Genomic DNA, 19164 nt, shown 5'->3' on the forward strand with positions numbered 1-19164 from the left:
TGCGCGCGCGTGCCGGTAACCTTGGCGGCGGAGAGTCGATCGGACAGTCGCTGCCTGTTTTTGTTCCGCAACTTTTTTGTTGTGTGAGCAGCAGGGGGAGGAAAGTCCGGGCTCCATAGGGCAGAGTGCCAGGTAACGCCTGGGAGGCGTGAGCCTACGGAAAGTGCCACAGAAAATAACCGCCTAAGCACTTCGGTGCCGGTAAGGGTGAAAAGGTGCGGTAAGAGCGCACCGCACGGCTGGCAACAGTTCGTGGCTAGGTAAACCCCACTCGGAGCAAGACCAAATAGGGTTCCATCAGGCGTGGCCCGCGTCGGAACCGGGTAGGTTGCTAGAGGCGTCCAGTGATGGCCGTCGTAGAGGAATGACTGTCCTCGACAAAACCCGGCTTACAGATCGACTCTCCACCTTTCTCTTCCTGCTTGAATCGATAGCAGATCCTCTCTGGTAATACCGAAAAAATCTTACTCTTAATAAATTACTTTAACTTCGAACTCCATTCGCTTGCGTGGGTTTGATTTTTCTCGTGTTTTTTTCTCTCTGGCAGTCCTTCCACATTCCGTTGTCGCGCTAAATCGCGGTCCTGTAAGGCTTTTCCTTATGAACGTGCCTTGACGGTGCTGCGGGCGGATTCCTATAGTGTGCGCAAGTGGCAGAAAGTGGGATGAAGTGGGTTTTCTGACACAAAAAAGCTAACATTGTGGGGAATCACAGCCGTGTTCCGCGGAGCCAACGCCGTCAGCCTCGATGCCAAGGGCCGTCTCGCCATGCCGAGCCGGTACCGTGACGAGCTCGACTCACGTTGCAATGGCCAACTGATCGTGACCATTGACGCCGTAGACCCTTGCTTGTGTGTTTATCCCCTCGACGAGTGGGAACAGATAGAAGCCAAGTTGCGTGCCTTGCCGTCGTTGCGTGAGGAAAACCGCCGCCTGCAGCGTTTGCTGATCGGTAATGCGGTTGACCTGGAGCTCGATGGCAGTGGGCGTTTCCTGGTGCCGCCCCGCCTGCGTGAGTACGCCAAGCTCGACAAGAAGGCGATGCTGGTGGGGCAACTGAACAAATTCCAGCTGTGGGATGAAGATGCCTGGAACGTGGTTTCGGCAGCCGACCTTGCAGCTATCCAACAACCGGGCGCCATGCCCGACGAATTGCGTGACCTGATCCTGTGACCATAGATAGCGGCTTCAACCACATTACCGTCCTGCTCGATGAAGCTGTCGAGGCATTGGCCCTGCGCGCCGACGGTTGCTATCTGGACGGCACTTTCGGCCGTGGCGGACACAGCCGTCTGATTCTCAGCAAGCTCGGGCCGCAAGGGCGGCTCTTGGGCTTCGACAAAGATCCACAGGCGATTGCCACGGGGCAAGCGCTGGCGGCCGAAGACGGCCGCTTTGTCATTGTGCAGCGCAGTTTTGCCGAGTTGGGCGCGGAAGTGGCAGCGCGCGGCCTGCACGGCAAGGTCAGTGGCGTGTTGCTGGACCTGGGCGTGTCCTCGCCGCAGCTGGATGATCCAGAGCGTGGCTTCAGTTTCCTCAATGATGGCCCGCTGGACATGCGCATGAACCCGGACCAAGGCATCAGTGCCGCCGAGTTCATCGCCACTGCGCCCGTGGAAGAAATCGCCCGCGTCTTCAAGGAGTACGGTGAGGAACGCTTTGCCGGGCGCATGGCGCGTGCAGTGGTCGAACGCCGCGAAAAACAGCCCTTTACCCGTACCGCCGACCTGGCGGAGGTGCTCAAAGTGGCCAATCCGGCCTGGGAAAAGGGCAAGAACCCGGCTACCCGTGCCTTCCAGGGGCTGCGCATTCACGTCAACAACGAGCTGGGTGACCTGGAGGCTGGCCTTGAGGCTGCGCTCGATGCGCTCGAAGTCGGTGGTCGCCTGGCGGTCATCAGTTTCCATTCGCTGGAAGATCGCATCGTCAAGCTGTTCATGCGCAAGCTGGTGAAGGGGGAGGCCGACAACCTGCCGCGTAACCTGCCGGTTCAGCACAAGGTCTTCGAGCCGAAGATCAAGCTCATCGGCAAGGCTCAGTTCGCCTCCGAGGCCGAGCTCAAGGCCAACCCGCGGTCGCGTAGTGCCGTGATGCGCGTGGCGGAGAAGCTGCGGTGAGCAGGCTGCTTGCCAAACCTTTGCCAGGCGGAAGCTTCCTGATGCTTCTGCTGTTCATCGGCGTACTGGTTTCGGCCATTGCCGTGTCCTACAGTGCGCACTGGAACCGTCAATTGCTCAACACCCTGTACGGTGAATTGAACGAGCGCGACAAGGTTCAGGCCGAATGGGGCCGGTTGATTCTTGAGCAGAGTACCTGGACCGCTGCCAGCCGCATCGAGACCCTGGCCTCCGAACAGTTGAACATGCGCGTGCCGTCAGCTGACGAAGTCCGGATGGTGGCGCCATGATGAAACTCGAAGGCGCACTCTACCCGTGGCGCTTCCGCGTGGTGATCGGTTTGCTGGCGATCATGGTCGGTGCCATTTGCTGGCGCATCATCGACCTGCAGGTGGTTGACCGTGACTTCCTCAAGGAACAGGGCGATGCACGCAGCCTGCGTCATATCCCCATCCCGGCGCACCGGGGTTTGATTACCGACCGCAACGGTGAGCCGTTGGCCGTGAGTACCCCGGTCACCACCCTGTGGGCCAACCCCAAAGAGATGCAGGCCTCCAGGGAGCGCTGGCCGCAATTGGCCGCAGCGCTGGGGCAAAACCCGCAGCGGCTTGCCGAGCGCCTGACCCAGCAGGCCAACAAGGAGTTCATCTACCTGGTCCGAGGGCTGACCCCCGAACAGGGCCAGCATGTGCTCGACCTCAAAGTACCTGGTGTGTACGGCCTGGAAGAATTCCGCCGTTTCTATCCGGCCGGTGATGTGGCTGCGCACATGGTCGGCTTTACCGACCTTGATGACCACGGTCGCGAAGGGGTGGAGCTGGCCTATGACGAGTGGCTGGCCGGTGTGCCCGGCAAGCGCCAGGTGATCAAGGACCGGCGCGGCCGGCTGATCAAGGACATTCAGGTAACCAAGAACGCCAAGGCCGGGAAGACCTTGGCGTTGTCGATAGACCTGCGCCTGCAGTACCTGGCTACCCGTGAGCTGCGCAACGCCATTGCCGAGCAGGACGCCAAGGCCGGCAGCCTGGTGATCATGGACGTCAAGACCGGTGAGGTCCTGGCCATGGTCAACCAGCCGACCTACAACCCCAACAACCGCCGTAGCATGTTCCCGGCGGCCATGCGTAACCGGGCGATCATCGACGTGTTCGAGCCGGGTTCCACGGTCAAGCCGATCACCATGAGTGCAGCGCTGCAGAGCGGCCGCTGGAAACCGAGCGACAAGGTCGAGGTGTACCCTGGCAGCCTGCAGATCGGTCGCTACACCATCAGGGATGTGTCGCGCAGCGAGGGCCCGATTCTTGATTTGACCGGCATCCTGATCAACTCCAGTAACGTTGGCATGAGCAAGATCGCCTTCGACATCGGCGGCGAAGCCATCTACCGGGTCATGTCCCAGGTCGGCCTGGGTCAGTACACCGGCCTTGGCTTCCCGGGCGAGCGTGTCGGCAACCTGCCCAACCACCGCGAGTGGCGCAAGGCCGAGACCGCAACCCTGTCCTATGGCTACGGTGTGTCGGTGACCGCCCTGCAGCTGGTGCATGCCTACGCGGCGCTGGCCAACGACGGCAAGATGGTGCCGCTGTCGATCATCAAGGTCGACAAGACGCCGGAAGCCGTGCAGGCCATTCCGAAGGAAGTCGCCGAAACTGTTCAGGGCATGTTGCAGCAGGTGATCGAAGCGCCGCGCGGCGTGTTCCGGGCCCGGGTGCCGTTCTATCACGTGGCCGGCAAGTCCGGCACCGCGCGCAAGGCCACCGTGGGTGCCAAGGGGTACACCGAAAATGCCTACCGCTCGCTGTTCGCCGGCTTCGGGCCAATGAGCGACCCGCGCTACGCCATCGTCGTGGTCATCGATGAGCCGAGAAAGGGTGGTTACTTCGGTGGCCTGGTTTCGGCGCCTGTATTCAGCAACGTCATGTCCGGCACCCTGCGCCTGATGAACGTGCCGCCAGACAACCTGCCGCCACCGGCGCCAGTCGTGCCATCGCAAGTCAATGCAGCAGCAGCCAAGGGAGGGCGTGGATGATGACAATGCCATTAAGCAAACTTTTCGCCCACGCCAGCCGTGATCCGTTGATCCGTGAGCTGACCCTGGACAGCCGCAGTGTGCGCCCGGGGGACTTGTTCCTGGCCGTGCCGGGTGCCAAGGTCGATGGTCGCGAGCATATCGCCGATGCCCTGGCCCGCGGCGCTGCCGCCGTGGCCTATGAAGAACAGGGCGCCAACGTGCTGCCGCTGACCGATGCGCCCCTGATTCCGGTCAAAGGCCTGATCGCTCAGCTTTCAGATATTGCCGGGCGCTTCTATGGTGAACCGAGCCGCCAGTTGAATCTGGTCGGTGTGACCGGCACCAACGGCAAGACAAGCGTTACCCAACTGGTAGCCCAGGCGCTCGACCTGCTTGGCCAGCGCTGCGGCCTGATTGGCACCCTGGGTACCGGTTTCTACGGCGAGTTGCAGAGCGGCCGCCTGACCACGCCCGACCCGATTGCCGTGCAGTCGACCCTCAATGACCTCAAGAAAGGCGGCGCCAAGGCCGTGGCCATGGAAGTGTCTTCCCATGCCCTGGAGCAAGGCCGGGTTGCCGCACTGGAGTTTGACATTGCGGTGATGACCAACCTGTCCCGCGACCACCTCGACTATCACGGCAGCATGGAGGCCTACGAGGCCGCCAAGGCCAAGCTGTTCGCCTGGCCGAGCCTGCGTTGCCAGGTGGTCAACCTGGATGACGGCTTTGGTCGTCGCCTGGCCGACGACTTTGCTCGCCGCCCGAGTGTCGACCATATCGAAAGCCGGCTGTTGAGCTATAGCCTGGAAAGCCCTGAGGCCTCGCTGTTCTGCCGCGAAGCCGTGTTCAGTGACGATGGCGTGCGCGCTACGATCGTCACTGCCCAAGGTGAGCGCATCTTGCGCAGCCAGTTGCTGGGCCGCTTCAACCTGAGCAACATGCTTGCCGCGGTGGCGACCCTGCTGGCGCTGGACTATGCGCTGGACGAGATCCTCAAGGTTACCCCGCAATTGCAGGGGCCGGTAGGCCGCATGCAGCGCCTGGGTGGCGGCGACAAGCCGCTGGTGGTAGTCGACTACGCACACACGCCGGATGCGCTTGAAAAAGTACTCGAGGCCCTGCGCCCGCACGCTCATGGCAAGTTGTTGTGCCTGTTCGGCTGCGGCGGTGACCGTGATCGCGGCAAGCGCCCGCTGATGGCCGAAGTGGCCGAGCGCCTGGCCGACCGCGTACTGGTCACCGACGACAACCCACGTACTGAAGATCCGTTGCGCATCTTCGATGATATCCGCCCCGGTTTCGCCAGGCCTGACGACGTCGAGTTCGTCGCCGGCCGTGGCGAAGCCATTGCGCACCTGATCGCCACTGCCGCTGCCAACGACGTGATCGTGCTGGCCGGCAAGGGGCACGAGGATTACCAGGAAATCAATGGCGAGCGCCATGATTTCTCAGATTTGACCGAAGCCGAAAAGGCACTTGCAGCCTGGGAGGCTCCACATGCTTAAGCCGCTGTCACTCAGCCAGCTGACCACAGCACTGAATGGTCAACAAATTGGTGCCGACGCCACGTTCACCGGTGTCAGCATCGATAGCCGCAGTGTCAGCGCCGGGCAACTGTTCGTCGCCCTGGCCGGCCCGCGTTTCGATGGCCATGACTACCTGGCTGATGTAAAAGCCAAAGGCGCAGTAGCCGCCCTGGTCGAGCATGAAGTGGCCGGTGTCGACCTGCCGCAGTTGCTGGTCAAGGATTGCCGGGCAGCACTGGGTCAGCTCGGCGCCCTGAACCGCGCGGCTTTCGACAAGCCTGTAGTAGCCATTACCGGTTCCAGCGGCAAGACCACGGTCAAGGAGATGCTCGCCAGCATCCTGCGTACCGGTGGCCTGGTGCACGCCACCCGCGGCAACTTGAACAATGACCTCGGCGCACCGCTGACACTGCTGGAAATCGCCCCGGAGCACAGCGCCGCAGTGATCGAGCTGGGCGCCTCGCGCATTGGCGAAATCCGCTACACCGTGGGCCTGACACAACCGCAGGTGGTCATCATCAACAACGCCGGTACTGCCCACGTTGGCGAATTCGGCGGCCCGGACAAGATCGTCGAAGCCAAGGGCGAGATTCTCGAAGGCCTGGGCGAGGGCGGTATTGCCATTCTCAACCTGGACGACAAAGCCTTTGATATCTGGAAGGCGCGTGCCGGTGCGCACAAGGTCGTCAGTTTCGCACGCAGCAACCCGAAAGCCGATTTCCACGCTTCAGACATTGGTCGCGATGCCCGTGGCTGCCCGTCCTTTACCCTGCATGGCGCCAGTGAAACGGTAGCCGTGCAACTCAATGTGCTGGGTGAACACAACGTCAGCAACGCCTTGGCCGCCGCCGCCGCAGCACATGCCGTTGGTCTGAGCCTGAGCGGTATTGCCGCAGGCCTGGCTGCCGTGCAACCGGTCAAGGGGCGTACCGTGGCGCAGATCGCGCCGAACGGGGTACGGGTAATCGACGACAGTTACAACGCAAATCCCACCTCTATGTGCGCAGCCATTGATATACTCGCCGGCTTTTCCGGACGCACCGTTCTGGTGCTTGGGGATATCGGCGAATTGGGGCAATGGGCGGAAGAAGGCCACCGTCAGGTGGGTGACTACGCGCGTGGCAAGGTCGACGCCCTGTACGCAGTGGGTTCCAACATGACACATGCGGTCAAGGCGTTCGGCGCCAATGGCCGCCATTTCGCTACTCAAGCTGAGCTGATCGATGCGGTTAGCGCCGAGAAAGCCAGTGACACCACTATCTTGATCAAGGGCTCGCGCAGCGCTGCGATGGAAAACGTCGTGGCGGCATTGTGCGGTGCCAGCGGGGAGAAACATTAATGCTGCTGCTGTTGGCCGAGTATCTGCAACAGTTCCATAAAGGCTTCGCGGTCTTTCAGTACCTGTCCCTGCGCGGGATTCTTGGTGTACTGACCGCGTTGTCCCTGGCGCTGTGGCTGGGCCCCTGGATGATCCGTACCCTGCAAATTCGCCAGATTGGCCAGGCCGTGCGTAACGACGGCCCGCAATCGCACCTGTCCAAGTCCGGTACCCCGACCATGGGTGGTGCGCTGATCCTGTCGGCCATTGCCATCAGCACCTTGCTGTGGGCCGACCTGAGCAACCGCTATGTGTGGGTTGTGCTGATCGTCACCCTGGCGTTCGGTGCCATTGGCTGGGTCGATGACTACCGCAAGGTGATCGAAAAGAACTCCCGTGGCCTTCCGAGCCGCTGGAAGTACTTCTGGCAGTCGGTGTTCGGCCTGGCGGCGGCGGTGTTCCTGTACAAGACGGCGCCAACCAGCGTCGAGACCACGCTGATCCTGCCGTTCATCAAGGATGTCACCATTCCGCTGGGCGTCGGCTTCGTCGTACTGACCTACTTCGTCATTGTCGGTTCGAGCAACGCGGTCAACCTCACTGATGGCCTCGACGGCCTGGCAATCATGCCGACGGTGATGGTCGGCGGTGCGCTGGGCATCTTCTGCTACCTGTCGGGTAACGTGAAGTTCGCCGAGTACCTGCTGATCCCCTACGTGCCGGGCTCGGGCGAGCTGATCGTGTTCTGCGGCGCGCTGATCGGTGCCGGCCTGGGCTTCCTGTGGTTCAACACCTACCCGGCGCAAGTGTTCATGGGTGACGTCGGCGCGCTGGCGCTGGGCGCCGCGCTGGGCACCATCGCCGTCATCGTGCGTCAGGAAATCGTGCTGTTCATCATGGGCGGCATCTTCGTGGTGGAAACCCTGTCGGTGGTCATCCAGGTCGCCTCCTTCAAGCTGACCGGCAAGCGCGTGTTCCGCATGGCGCCGATTCACCACCACTTTGAACTCAAGGGCTGGCCAGAGCCTCGGGTGATCGTCCGATTCTGGATCATCACCGTGATCCTGGTACTGATTGGCCTTGCAACCCTGAAATTGAGGTAGATGAGCGTGTCTTTGATCGCTTCCGACCAATTCCGCATCGTTGTCGGCCTCGGCAAGAGCGGCATGTCCCTGGTTCGCTTCCTGGCGAGCCGGGGCATTGCCTTTGCGGTCGCCGATACCCGCGAGCAACCGCCGGAACTGGAAACCCTGCGCCGTGATTACCCGCAGGTGGAAGTGCGCTGTGGTGAACTGGACGTGGACTTCCTGTGCCGCGCCAACGAGTTGTACGTGAGCCCCGGTCTGGCCTTGGCCACGCCGGCCTTGCAGCAGGCGGCCGCGCGTGGCGTGAAGCTGTCTGGCGACATCGAGCTGTTTGCTCGCCATGCCAAGGCGCCGATCATTGCCATCAGCGGTTCCAACGCCAAGAGCACCGTCACGACGCTGGTCGGTGAAATGGCCGCCAAGGCCGGTAAACGCGTGGCCGTGGGCGGTAACCTCGGTACCCCGGCGCTCGACCTGCTGGCCGATGACATCGAACTGTACGTGCTGGAGCTTTCCAGCTTCCAGCTGGAAACCACTGACCAGCTCAACGCCGAAGTGGCGACCGTTCTGAACATCAGCGAAGACCACATGGACCGCTATAGCGGCCTTCCGGCCTACCACCTGGCCAAGCACCGGATCTTCCGCGGGGCCAGGCAGGTGGTGGTGAACCGTCAGGATGCCCTCAGCCGGCCATTGCCCGTGGAGGGCCGCCCATGCTGGACCTTCGGCCTCGGCCAGCCGGACTTCAAAGCCTTCGGCCTGCGCGAAGTGGGCGGTGAAAAATACCTGGCGTTCGAGTTCCAGGCATTGATGCCGGCGCGCGAACTGAAGGTTCGCGGCGCCCACAACCAGAGCAACGCCCTGGCAGCACTGGCCTTGGGCCATGCTGCCGGTCTGCCGTTCGAGCCGATGCTCGAGGCCCTGCGCGAGTTCAGTGGCCTGGCCCACCGGTGCCAGTGGGTGCGCGAGCGTAACGGCGTTAACTGGTACGACGACTCCAAGGCCACCAACGTCGGTGCTGCCCTGGCCGCCATCGAAGGCCTGGGCGCGGATATCGAAGGCAAGCTGGTGCTGATCGCCGGTGGTGATGGCAAAGGTGCCGAATTCACTGCGTTGCGCGAGCCGGTCAAGCGTTACTGCCGCGCCGTGGTATTGCTTGGCCGTGATGCCGAGCGCCTGGCCGAGGCGTTGGGCGATGCTGTGCCGCTGGTTCGGGTCAAGACCCTTGACGATGCCGTACAGCAGTGTGCCGAGCTGGCCCGGGCCGGCGATGCCGTGCTGCTGTCGCCGGCATGCGCCAGCCTTGACATGTTCAAGAACTTCGAGGAACGCGGGCGCCTGTTCGCCCAGGCAGCGGGAGGTCTTGCATGATCTTCGGCATCTTCAAGCCCTACCCGTCGCCGCTGATCAGCGGCCGTGGCATCGACCTGGACTTCCCGATGCTCGCCGGTTGCCTGGCCTTGCTGGGCCTGGGCCTGGTGATGATCACTTCGGCATCCTCGGAAGTGGCTGCTGTACAGTCCGGCAACCCGCTATATCACATGTTCCGCCACCTGGTGTACGTGTTCCTTGGCCTGGTGGCCTGTGGTGCAACGCTGCTGGTGCCGATCGCCACTTGGCAGCGCATGGGCTTCATGATGCTGCTTGGCGCCTTCGGCCTGCTGGTACTGGTACTGGTGCCGGGGATTGGCCGTGAAGTCAACGGCTCCATGCGCTGGATCGGTTTCAGCTTCTTCAACGTTCAGCCTTCGGAAATCGCCAAGGTGTTCGTGGTCATCTACCTGGCCGGCTACCTGGTACGCCGACAGACCGAGGTGCGCGAAACCTGGATGGGCTTCTTCAAGCCGTTCATCGTGCTGCTGCCCATGGCCGCCTTGCTGCTGATGGAACCGGACTTCGGCGCCACCGTGGTGATGATGGGCGCGGCGGCGGCCATGTTGTTTTTGGGAGGGGTGGGGCTGTTCCGCTTCAGCCTGATGGTGGTGCTGGCGGTGCTGGCGGTATTTGTCCTGGTGCAGGCGCAGCCCTACCGGATGGCGCGCCTTATTACCTTCACCGACCCCTGGGCCGATCAGTTCGGCTCCGGCTACCAGCTGACCCAGGCACTGATTGCCTTTGGCCGTGGCGAGTGGCTGGGCGTTGGCCTGGGCAACAGTGTGCAGAAGCAGTTCTACCTGCCTGAAGCGCACACCGACTTCGTGTTCTCGGTCCTGGCGGAAGAACTGGGCGTGGTCGGCTCGCTGCTGACCGTCGCGCTGTTCGTGTTTGTCACCGTGCGCGCCCTTTACATCGGCCTGTGGGCCGAAAAAGCCAAACAGTTCTTTGCCGCCTACATGGCGTTCGGCCTGGCTTTCCTGTGGATTGGCCAGTTCCTGATCAACATCGGTGTGAACGTCGGCCTGCTGCCGACCAAGGGCCTGACCCTGCCGTTTCTCAGTTACGGGGGGAGCTCGCTGGTGATCTGCTGCGCCTGCGTGGGCCTGTTGCTGCGCATCGAGTGGGAGAGCCGCACGCACCTGGGCAGTGAGGAGCACGAATTCAGCGAAAGCGATTTTGCCGAGGAGACCAATCATGGCCGCTGAAGGCAAAAATGTATTGATCATGGCCGGCGGCACCGGGGGGCACGTGTTCCCGGCGCTGGCCTGCGCCCGTGAGTTCCAGGCGCGCGGTTACAGCGTGCACTGGCTGGGCACCCCGCGTGGCATCGAGAACGAACTGGTGCCGCAGGCGGGTTTGCCATTGCATCTGATTCAGGTCAGCGGCTTGCGTGGCAAGGGCAAGCTGTCGTTGCTCAAGGCGCCTTTCACCTTGGTCAAGGCCGTACTGCAGGCACGGCGCATCATTCGCCAGCTCAAGCCCGTATGTGTCCTGGGCTTTGGCGGCTATGTGACCGGCCCCGGCGGCGTGGCCGCGCGGCTGTTCGGCGTGCCACTGGTGATCCATGAGCAGAACGCCAGGGCCGGTACCGCCAATCGGTTGCTGGTGCCACTCTCGGCGCGGGTCTGCGAAGCTTTCCCGAACACCTTCGAGGCCAGCGACAAACGTCGCACCACCGGCAACCCGGTGCGCCCGGAACTCTTCATGGACGCGCAACGTGCGCCCTTGGGCGAGCGCCGTGCACGCCTTTTGGTGCTGGGGGGCAGCCTGGGTGCGGAACCATTGAACAAATTGTTGCCTAAGGCCCTGTCCGAAGTGCCCGCCGCGCTGCGGCCAGAGGTGTTCCACCAGGCCGGCAAGCAACACGCGCCGATCACCGCCGAGCGTTATCACGAGGCGGGTGTCGCGGCTCAGGTAGAGCCCTTCATCAAAGACATGGCCCAAGCTTATGGCTGGGCCGACCTGGTGGTGTGCCGGGCCGGTGCCCTGACCGTCAGCGAACTGGCGGCAGCAGGCCTGCCTTCGATGCTGGTGCCTTTGCCCCATGCGATCGACGATCACCAGACCCACAACGCCCAATATCTGGCCCGCGAAGGCGCTGCCTTCCTGATGCCACAAGCGACAACTGGCGCAGCGCAACTTGCTGAACGCCTGAACGAGGTGCTGATGCAACCCGAGAAACTCAACGTCATGGCTGGCACCGCACGGCGCCTGGCCAAACCTGCTGCAACCAGCACCGTGGTCGATATCTGCCTGGAGGTGGCCCATGGTTGAGAGCCAGAAAGCCATGCCCCAGCCGAAGATGGGCCGTATTCGCCGCATTCACTTCGTCGGCATCGGCGGCGTTGGCATGTGCGGTATTGCCGAAGTCTTGCTGAACCTGGGCTATGAAGTGTCCGGTTCGGACCTTAAGGCCTCGCCGGTTACCGAGCGCCTGGAGTCCTTCGGCGCCGAGATTTTCGTCGGCCACCGCGCCGAGAACGCCGCCACCGCCGATGTGCTGGTGGTGTCCAGCGCCATCAACCCGGCCAACCCGGAAGTCGCCACCGCCCTGGAGCGGCGCATTCCGGTGGTGCCGCGTGCCGAGATGCTCGCCGAGCTGATGCGTTACCGCCATGGCGTGGCCGTTGCCGGTACTCACGGCAAGACCACCACGACCAGCCTGCTGGCTTCAGTGTTCGCCGCAGGTGGCCTGGACCCGACCTTCGTCATCGGTGGCCGCCTTACCGCTGCCGGCACCAATGCCCAGCTGGGCACCAGCCGCTACCTGATCGCCGAAGCAGACGAAAGCGATGCCAGCTTCCTGCACCTGCAGCCGATGGTGGCCGTGGTCACCAACATCGATGCCGACCACATGGCGACCTACGAAGGTGACTTCAACAAGCTGAAGAAAACCTTCGTCGAGTTCCTGCACAACCTGCCGTTTTATGGGCTGGCGGTGATGTGTCTGGACGACCCGGTGGTTCGCGAGATCCTGCCGCAGGTGAAGCGCCCGACCGTGACCTACGGCTTCAGCGAAGAGGCCGACATCCGCGCCATCAATGTGCGTCAGCAGGGCATGCAGACCCACTTCACCGTGCTGCGCCGTGATCGCGAGCCGTTGGAGGTTTCCGTGAACATGCCCGGCAACCACAACGTGCTCAACGCCCTGGCCACCATTGCCATCGCCACTGACGAAGGCATTACTGACGAGGCCATCATCCAGGGCCTGTCCGGTTTCCAGGGTGTCGGCCGTCGCTTCCAGGTGTACGGCGAGCTGCCGGTCGAAGGCGGCAGTGTGATGCTGGTCGACGACTACGGCCATCACCCGACCGAAGTGGCTGCGGTGATCAAGGCTGTACGCGGTGGCTGGCCAAGCCGCCGTCTGGTGATCGTCTACCAGCCGCACCGCTACAGCCGCACCCGCGACCTGTACGACGATTTCGTCCAGGTGCTGGGTGATGCCAACGTGCTGCTGCTGATGGAGGTCTACCCGGCCGGTGAAGAGCCGATCCCCGGTGCCGACAGCCGTCAGCTGTGCCACAGCATCCGCCAGCGCGGCAAGCTGGACCCGATCTATATCGAGCGCGGCGCCGAGCTGGCGCCGCTGGTCAAGCCACTGCTGCGCGCTGGCGACATCCTGCTCTGCCAGGGTGCCGGTGATGTTGGCGGCCTGGCCCCGCAGTTGATGAAAAGCCCGCTGTTCGCAGGCGCCAAGCAGGAGAAGTCGAAATGACCAGCGCCTACGACAAGCTGCACTCGACCCTGGACGTCAAGGCGTTCGGCCGCGTCGCTGTGCTTTACGGTGGCAAGAGCGCCGAGCGAGAGGTGTCGTTGAAGTCCGGCGCCGCAGTGATTGATGCACTGAGCACTGCCGGTGTCGACGTGGTCGCCATCGACGTCGGTGACGACCTGCTCGCGCGCCTGCAAAGCGAGAAGATCGACCGCGCCTTCATCATCCTCCACGGCCGTGGCGGTGAAGACGGGAGCATGCAAGGCTTGCTGGAGTGCCTGGGCATCCCCTACACCGGCAGCGGCATCCTGGCTTCAGCGCTGGCGATGGATAAGCTGCGCACCAAGCAGGTGTGGCAGAGCCTGGGCATTCCCACACCACGCCACGCAGTGTTGGCGAGCGAAAGCGATTGTTTGCAGGCCAGTACGGAACTGGGCTTCCCGCTTATCGTCAAACCCGCCCATGAAGGCTCTAGCATCGGCATGGCCAAGGTGAACAGCGCCCAGGAACTGGTCGCCGCCTGGCAGGACGCCGCCAAATACGATTCCCAGGTACTGGTGGAGCAGTGGATCCACGGTCCGGAGTTCACCATCGCGGTACTGCGCGGCCAGGTGCTGCCGCCGATCGCCCTGGGTACGCCGCACGTGTTCTACGACTACGACGCCAAGTACATCGCCAACGATACCCAGTACCGCATCCCGTGCGGGCTGGATAGCGTCAAGGAACAGGAACTGATCGACCTGACCGCGCGCGCCTGCAATGCCATTGGCATCGAGGGCTGGGGGCGGCTGGACGTGATGCAGGACGAGCAGGGCCGGTTCTGGCTGCTCGAAGTCAACACTGCACCGGGCATGACAGATCATAGCCTGGTGCCCATGGCGGCCCGCGCGGCTGGCCTGGACTTCCAGCAACTGGTGCTGGCAATCCTGGCCGAAAGCGTGGCGACGCGAGGTTAATAACCATGCAAGGCGCAATGATACGTCAGCAGCAACCCGTTACCGGCCGTAGCAAGCCGGTGCCGCGTGGTGCCAGCCGGCTGGTGGCCGACGAGCCCGTATCGGCGCGCCTGCCTCGGCCAAGCCTGGGCGGCCTCAAGCGCTTGCTGTGGCCGGTGTTGCTGGTGGCGGCCGGCTTTGGTGCCTATGAGGGTGCCGTTCGCCTGATGCCGTACGCCGACCGCCCGATCACCAAGATCGATGTGCAGGGCGACCTTAGCTACATCAGTCAGCAGTCGGTGCAGCAGCGTATCGCGCCCTATGTGGCGGCGAGCTTCTTCAGCGTCGACCTGCCGGCGATGCGGGCCGAGCTCGAGCAGATGCCGTGGATCGCCCACGCCGAAGTGCGCCGGGTGTGGCCCGACGAGGTGGTGATCCGCCTTGAAGAACAGCTGCCTGTGGCACGCTGGGGTGATGCAGCCCTGCTGAACAACCAGGGTCAGGCTTTCACCCCGCGCGAGCTGGCCAACTATGAGCACCTGCCGCAGCTGGCCGGGCCGCAGCGTGCTCAGCAACAAGTCATGCAGCAGTATCAGGTACTGAGCCAGATGCTGCGCCCCTTGGGCTTTTCCATCGCTCGCCTGGAGCTGCGCGAGCGAGGCAGCTGGTTCCTGACCACCGGTGCGAGCAGTGCCGGGCCAGGCATCGAGTTGCTGCTGGGGCGCGATCATCTGGTGGAGAAGATGCGCCGTTTCATTGCCATTTACGACAAGACACTCAAAGACCAGATCACCACTATCGCCCGCATTGATCTGCGTTATTCCAACGGACTTGCCGTTGGTTGGCGGGAACCGATTGCACCGACGACGGCCCAACCCGCCGTTGCGAAGAATTAGAGAGAGGCAGGACCATGGCAAACGCGCATAGCGGCAAAATGATCGTCGGGCTGGACATTGGCACCTCCAAGGTGGTGGCGCTGGTGGGCGAAGTGGGCGAAGACGGCACCCTGGAAATCGTCGGGATCGGCACCCATCCGTCCCGTGGCCTGAAAAAAGGCGTGGTGGTGAACATCGAGTCCACCGTGCAGTCGATCCAGCGCGCCGTGGAAGAGGCGCAACTGATGGCCGGTTGCCGTATCCACTCGGCGTTCGTCGGTGTGGCCGGTAATCACATCCGCAGCCTGAACTCCCACGGCATCGTCGCCATTCGTGACCGCGAGGTCAGCCTGGCCGACCTGGAGCGCGTACTCGACGCTGCCCAGGCCGTGGCGATTCCGGCCGACCAGCGCGTGCTGCACACCTTGCCGCAGGACTACGTGATCGACAACCAGGAAGGCGTGCGCGAGCCGCTGGGCATGTCTGGCGTGCGCCTGGAAGCCAAGGTTCACGTGGTCACTTGCGCGGTCAACGCCGCCCAGAACATCGAAAAGTGTGTGCGCCGCTGCGGCCTGGAAATCGACGACATCATTCTCGAGCAGCTGGCTTCAGCCTACTCGGTGCTGACCGATGATGAAAAAGAGCTGGGCGTGTGCCTGGTGGACATCGGTGGCGGCACCACCGACATCGCCATCTTCACCGAGGGCGCCATCCGCCACACGGCGGTCATCCCGATTGCTGGCGACCAGGTGACCAACGATATCGCCATGGCCCTGCGTACCCCGACCCAGTACGCCGAAGAAATCAAGATCCGCTACGCCTGCGCCCTGGCCAAACTGGCTGGCGCTGGCGAGACCATCAAGGTGCCGAGCGTGGGCGATCGTCCACCGCGCGAGCTGTCGCGCCAGGCCCTGGCCGAGGTGGTGGAGCCACGTTACGACGAGCTCTTCACCCTGATCCAGGCCGAACTGCGCCGCAGTGGCTACGAAGACCTGGTGCCCGCTGGCATCGTCCTCACCGGCGGCACCGCGAAGATGGAAGGCGCCGTGGAACTTGCCGAGGAAATCTTCCACATGCCGGTACGCCTGGGCGTGCCGCACAGCGTTCGGGGGCTGAGCGACGTGGTGCGCAACCCGATCTATTCCACTGGTGTGGGCTTGCTCACCTACGGCCTGCTGAAGCAGTCCGAAGACTTGGCCCTGACCGGTAACAGCAACAGCAGCAGCAACAGCTATGGCGATGAACCGAAGGCCCCAGTGCTTGAACGCTTCAAGAAATGGGTCCAGGGCAACTTCTAAGTTTCAAAGCAGTAGTGGTAGGCGCGACAACTAGAGAACTGTAAGGAGAGGGAAAATGTTCGAGCTCGTAGACAACGTCCCGCAAAGCCCGGTCATCAAAGTGATCGGCGTTGGTGGTGGTGGCGGCAACGCCGTCAATCACATGGTCAAGAGCAGCATCGAAGGCGTGGAATTCATCTGCGCCAACACCGATGCCCAGGCGCTGAAAAACATTGGCGCGCGCACCATCCTGCAATTGGGCACGGGTGTGACCAAGGGCCTGGGTGCCGGTGCCAATCCGGAAGTCGGCCGTCAGGCCGCGCTGGAAGACCGTGAGCGCATCGCTGAAGTGCTGCAGGGCACCAACATGGTGTTCATCACCACTGGCATGGGTGGCGGTACCGGTACCGGTGCAGCGCCAATCATTGCCGAAGTGGCCAAGGAAATGGGGATCCTCACCGTTGCAGTGGTGACCCGTCCGTTCCCGTTCGAAGGCCGCAAGCGCATGCAGATCGCCGATGAAGGCATCCGCATGCTGGCTGAAAGCGTCGACTCGTTGATCACCATCCCCAACGAGAAGCTGCTGACCATCCTGGGCAAGGATGCCAGCCTGCTGTCCGCCTTCGCCAAGGCTGACGATGTACTGGCCGGTGCCGTACGCGGTATCTCCGACATCATCAAGCGCCCCGGCATGATCAACGTCGACTTCGCCGACGTGCGTACCGTGATGGGTGAAATGGGCATGGCCATGATGGGTACTGGCTGCGCCAGCGGCCCGAACCGTGCGCGTGAAGCCACCGAGGCAGCTATCCGTAACCCGCTGCTGGAAGACGTCAACCTGCAGGGCGCCCGCGGTATCCTGGTGAACATCACCGCAGGCCCGGACCTGTCGCTGGGTGAGTACTCCGACGTGGGTAGCATCATCGAAGCCTTCGCCTCCGACCACGCCATGGTCAAGGTTGGCACCGTGATCGACCCGGACATGCGTGACGAACTGCACGTGACCGTGGTGGCCACTGGTCTGGGTGCACGCATCGAGAAGCCTGTGAAGGTCGTCGACAACACCCTGCAGACTGCCCAGCAGGCGTACGAAGCGTCCAATCCTGCGCCGGTGCGCCAGGAGCAGCCAGCGGTCAACTACCGTGACCTGGAGCGCCCGACCGTCATGCGCAACCAGGCGCATGCAGGTGCTGCCGCAGCCGCTAAACTGAACCCTCAGGATGACCTGGACTACCTCGATATCCCGGCATTCCTGCGTCGTCAGGCTGATTAATGGAATTTATCAGGGGTATAAAGGTGATTGGTATTCATCAAAGGTTGGGTCTGTTATCATCCCCAGCCTTTGTTGATACCTGTTCGCAATTTGCGCTGAAGCGGCCAATGCCATGATTAAACAACGCACCCTGAAGAATACCATCCGTGCCACAGGTGTCGGTCTGCACTCCGGGGAGAAGGTTTACCTGACCCTCAAGCCTGCACCTGTTGACACCGGCATCGTCTTCCGCCGCGCCGACCTCGACCCTGTGGTCGAGATCCCTGCGCGTGCGGCCAACGTCGGCGAGACAACCATGTCGACGACGTTGGTCAACGGTGACGTCAAGGTCGATACGGTCGAGCACCTGCTCTCCGCCATGGCGGGCCTGGGCATCGATAACGCCTACGTCGAGCTCTCCGCCTCGGAAGTGCCGATCATGGATGGCAGCGCCGGTCCTTTTGTATTCCTGATTCAGTCTGCCGGCCTGGAAGAACAGGACGCAGCCAAGAAGTTCATCCGCATCCTGCGTGAGGTAACCGTGGAAGAGGGCGACAAGCGCGCCACGTTCCTGCCTTTCGAAGGTTTCAAGGTGAGCTTCGAGATCGATTTCGATCACCCGGTGCTTCGCAACCGGACCCAGAGCGCCAGCGTCGACTTTTCCAGCACCTCGTTCGTGAAGGAAGTCAGCCGCGCGCGTACTTTTGGCTTCATGCGTGACATCGAGTACCTGCGCAAGCACAACCTTGCGTTGGGTGGCAGTGTCGAGAACGCCATCGTGGTCGATGAGGACGGCGTGCTCAACGAAGACGGCCTTCGTTACGAAGACGAATTCGTCAAGCACAAGATCCTCGACGCCATCGGCGATCTGTACCTGCTGGGCAACAGCCTGATCGGCGAGTTCAAGGGCTTCAAGTCCGGCCACGCGCTGAACAATCAGCTGTTGCGCAAGCTGATAGCTGAAACCGATGCCTGGGAAGTGGTCACTTTCGAAGATGCCAGTACGGCACCGATCTCGTACATGCGCCCTGTTGCGGCCGTGTAAGTTCGAACACTCTCTAGTTCATTAAGGCCACCTTCGGGTGGCCTTTTCTATGGCTTGTCCAGGGCGTGGGCGGCCAACCGTTCCAGTGCTGCGCGCAGTTTGGGGTCGGTAATGCCCTCGGCGGTGTCGCGCAGGCTCTCGGCCGCGCTGTTAGAAAGCTCGGCAGCATGCCCGCCACGCTTGGCCGGCACCAGCGGCGGCTGTACCTTGTACAGAATGCGCCTGAGGTTGCCGAATGCTTCCATGGCCTGCAGTGCCGCCAGCAAACGCTTCTGCTGGTAGCGCAGGCGGGTGGCCCAATGGCCGTCGGTTACCACCAGCAACAAAGTGCCATCGCGCCAGGACGCCACATGGCAGTGCTCGCGGGCAGCCGGTTGCAACTGGCTTTCCAGCAGGCGCTGCAAGTGCTCCAGGCGCTCGGCCTGGTTCAGTAGCAGGCGCAGCGGGCGCACCTGGCGCAGCAGGGCGGAGGGCGGCTGGGCGGGGGAGGGTTTATAGGCCATGGGAGTACGCGTGAGGTGACGTGGGCACAGTCTAACATCTCCGTTGCCTGTGCCGGCCTCTTCGCGGGTGAACCCGCTCCCACAGGGTTATCGATACCTCGAGCAGGTTCACCCGCGAAGAGTCCGGCACAG

General features: G+C 62.6%; 17 protein-coding genes and 1 other RNA gene. 17 read left to right on the plus strand and 1 reads right to left on the minus strand.

What is annotated here, in order from left to right:
- The first annotated feature begins 31 nt into the window (after positions 1 to 31).
- The 17 genes from rnpB to lpxC all read left to right on the plus strand — a co-directional run bounded on the left by rnpB (position 32) and on the right by lpxC (position 18529).
- Positions 32 to 408, plus strand: an RNA gene (gene rnpB / locus J3A98_RS02070) — RNase P RNA component class A.
- Between the two features lie 308 nt (positions 409 to 716).
- Positions 717 to 1172, plus strand: a complete 456-nt coding sequence (gene mraZ / locus J3A98_RS02075; protein ID WP_021784148.1) for a division/cell wall cluster transcriptional repressor MraZ — start codon at positions 717 to 719, stop codon at positions 1170 to 1172.
- Positions 1173 to 1174: 2 nt separating this feature from the next.
- Positions 1175 to 2116 carry a 16S rRNA (cytosine(1402)-N(4))-methyltransferase RsmH gene (gene rsmH / locus J3A98_RS02080; protein ID WP_173881437.1) on the plus strand — a complete coding sequence of 314 codons (942 nt, stop codon included), beginning with the start codon at positions 1175 to 1177 and terminating at the stop codon, positions 2114 to 2116.
- On the plus strand, positions 2113 to 2406 hold the full coding sequence (gene ftsL, locus J3A98_RS02085; RefSeq protein ID WP_209963683.1) for a cell division protein FtsL: 294 nt from the start codon (positions 2113 to 2115) through the stop codon (positions 2404 to 2406). The genes rsmH and ftsL overlap by 4 nt, the downstream gene beginning before the upstream one ends.
- Positions 2406 to 4145 carry a penicillin-binding protein 2 gene (locus tag J3A98_RS02090; RefSeq protein ID WP_176682789.1) on the plus strand — a complete coding sequence of 580 codons (1740 nt, stop codon included), beginning with the start codon at positions 2406 to 2408 and terminating at the stop codon, positions 4143 to 4145. Before ftsL ends, J3A98_RS02090 begins: the two co-directional genes overlap by 1 nt.
- Positions 4145 to 5632 (plus strand): UDP-N-acetylmuramoyl-L-alanyl-D-glutamate--2,6-diaminopimelate ligase, encoded by a 1488-nt coding sequence (locus J3A98_RS02095; RefSeq protein ID WP_209963685.1) that lies wholly within the window; start codon positions 4145 to 4147, stop codon positions 5630 to 5632. Before J3A98_RS02090 ends, J3A98_RS02095 begins: the two co-directional genes overlap by 1 nt.
- The gene (gene murF, locus J3A98_RS02100; protein ID WP_209963688.1) at positions 5625 to 6992 is read left to right on the plus strand and encodes a UDP-N-acetylmuramoyl-tripeptide--D-alanyl-D-alanine ligase; all 1368 of its coding nucleotides are present in this window, start codon (positions 5625 to 5627) and stop codon (positions 6990 to 6992) included. The genes J3A98_RS02095 and murF overlap by 8 nt, the downstream gene beginning before the upstream one ends.
- Complete coding sequence (gene mraY, locus J3A98_RS02105) at positions 6992 to 8074, plus strand: phospho-N-acetylmuramoyl-pentapeptide-transferase (RefSeq protein ID WP_016498046.1); 1083 nt, start codon at positions 6992 to 6994, stop codon at positions 8072 to 8074. The genes murF and mraY overlap by 1 nt, the downstream gene beginning before the upstream one ends.
- A 6-nt stretch (positions 8075 to 8080) precedes the next feature.
- The gene (gene murD / locus J3A98_RS02110; RefSeq protein ID WP_209969721.1) at positions 8081 to 9427 is read left to right on the plus strand and encodes a UDP-N-acetylmuramoyl-L-alanine--D-glutamate ligase; all 1347 of its coding nucleotides are present in this window, start codon (positions 8081 to 8083) and stop codon (positions 9425 to 9427) included.
- Positions 9427 to 10638, plus strand: a complete 1212-nt coding sequence (gene ftsW, locus J3A98_RS02115; protein ID WP_209969723.1) for a putative lipid II flippase FtsW — start codon at positions 9427 to 9429, stop codon at positions 10636 to 10638. The genes murD and ftsW overlap by 1 nt, the downstream gene beginning before the upstream one ends.
- The gene (gene murG, locus J3A98_RS02120) at positions 10628 to 11707 is read left to right on the plus strand and encodes an undecaprenyldiphospho-muramoylpentapeptide beta-N-acetylglucosaminyltransferase (RefSeq protein WP_209963691.1); all 1080 of its coding nucleotides are present in this window, start codon (positions 10628 to 10630) and stop codon (positions 11705 to 11707) included. The genes ftsW and murG overlap by 11 nt, the downstream gene beginning before the upstream one ends.
- Positions 11700 to 13148 (plus strand): UDP-N-acetylmuramate--L-alanine ligase, encoded by a 1449-nt coding sequence (gene murC / locus J3A98_RS02125; RefSeq protein ID WP_176682614.1) that lies wholly within the window; start codon positions 11700 to 11702, stop codon positions 13146 to 13148. The genes murG and murC overlap by 8 nt, the downstream gene beginning before the upstream one ends.
- Entirely contained in the window at positions 13145 to 14101 is a 957-nt protein-coding gene (locus J3A98_RS02130; RefSeq protein WP_021784157.1) for a D-alanine--D-alanine ligase, read from the plus strand. Before murC ends, J3A98_RS02130 begins: the two co-directional genes overlap by 4 nt.
- 5 nt (positions 14102 to 14106) lie before the next feature.
- Complete coding sequence (locus J3A98_RS02135; RefSeq protein ID WP_176682615.1) at positions 14107 to 14976, plus strand: cell division protein FtsQ/DivIB; 870 nt, start codon at positions 14107 to 14109, stop codon at positions 14974 to 14976.
- Between the two features lie 14 nt (positions 14977 to 14990).
- Positions 14991 to 16253 (plus strand): cell division protein FtsA, encoded by a 1263-nt coding sequence (gene ftsA / locus J3A98_RS02140; protein ID WP_003251867.1) that lies wholly within the window; start codon positions 14991 to 14993, stop codon positions 16251 to 16253.
- A gap of 55 nt (positions 16254 to 16308) precedes the next feature.
- A complete protein-coding gene (ftsZ, locus tag J3A98_RS02145) occupies positions 16309 to 17505 on the plus strand; it encodes a cell division protein FtsZ (RefSeq protein ID WP_003251871.1) in 1197 nt (398 codons plus the stop codon).
- Between the two features lie 112 nt (positions 17506 to 17617).
- The gene (gene lpxC, locus J3A98_RS02150) at positions 17618 to 18529 is read left to right on the plus strand and encodes a UDP-3-O-acyl-N-acetylglucosamine deacetylase (RefSeq protein ID WP_003251873.1); all 912 of its coding nucleotides are present in this window, start codon (positions 17618 to 17620) and stop codon (positions 18527 to 18529) included.
- A 47-nt stretch (positions 18530 to 18576) separates the two neighbouring features.
- Here the strand turns inward: lpxC and J3A98_RS02155 are convergent, their stop codons facing one another.
- Positions 18577 to 19032: a DciA family protein gene (locus J3A98_RS02155; RefSeq protein WP_176682616.1), complete on the minus strand. Its 456-nt coding sequence runs from the start codon at positions 19030 to 19032 to the stop codon at positions 18577 to 18579.
- Between the last annotated feature and the right edge of the window lie 132 nt (positions 19033 to 19164).

The sequence above is a fragment of the Pseudomonas sp. BP6 genome (genome assembly GCF_017875935.1).
In the GTDB taxonomy this organism is placed as follows: Bacteria; Pseudomonadota; Gammaproteobacteria; order Pseudomonadales; family Pseudomonadaceae; genus Aquipseudomonas; species Aquipseudomonas putida_Y.

Excerpts from the sequence above, each read along its gene's own strand:
- J3A98_RS02130 (WP_021784157.1), top strand. The coding sequence starts at position 13,145 with ATGACCAGCGCCTACGACAAGCTGCACTCGACCCTGGACGTCAAGGCG.
- mraY (WP_016498046.1), top strand. The coding sequence starts at position 6,992 with ATGCTGCTGCTGTTGGCCGAGTATCTGCAACAGTTCCATAAAGGCTTC.
- J3A98_RS02095 (WP_209963685.1), top strand. The coding sequence starts at position 4,145 with ATGACAATGCCATTAAGCAAACTTTTCGCCCACGCCAGCCGTGATCCG.
- murF (WP_209963688.1), top strand. The coding sequence starts at position 5,625 with ATGCTTAAGCCGCTGTCACTCAGCCAGCTGACCACAGCACTGAATGGT.
- murC (WP_176682614.1), top strand. The coding sequence starts at position 11,700 with ATGGTTGAGAGCCAGAAAGCCATGCCCCAGCCGAAGATGGGCCGTATT.
- ftsZ (WP_003251871.1), top strand. The coding sequence starts at position 16,309 with ATGTTCGAGCTCGTAGACAACGTCCCGCAAAGCCCGGTCATCAAAGTG.
- J3A98_RS02155 (WP_176682616.1), bottom strand. The coding sequence starts at position 19,032 with ATGGCCTATAAACCCTCCCCCGCCCAGCCGCCCTCCGCCCTGCTGCGC.
- ftsA (WP_003251867.1), top strand. The coding sequence starts at position 14,991 with ATGGCAAACGCGCATAGCGGCAAAATGATCGTCGGGCTGGACATTGGC.
- murG (WP_209963691.1), top strand. The coding sequence starts at position 10,628 with ATGGCCGCTGAAGGCAAAAATGTATTGATCATGGCCGGCGGCACCGGG.
- J3A98_RS02090 (WP_176682789.1), top strand. The coding sequence starts at position 2,406 with ATGAAACTCGAAGGCGCACTCTACCCGTGGCGCTTCCGCGTGGTGATC.
- J3A98_RS02135 (WP_176682615.1), top strand. The coding sequence starts at position 14,107 with ATGCAAGGCGCAATGATACGTCAGCAGCAACCCGTTACCGGCCGTAGC.
- lpxC (WP_003251873.1), top strand. The coding sequence starts at position 17,618 with ATGATTAAACAACGCACCCTGAAGAATACCATCCGTGCCACAGGTGTC.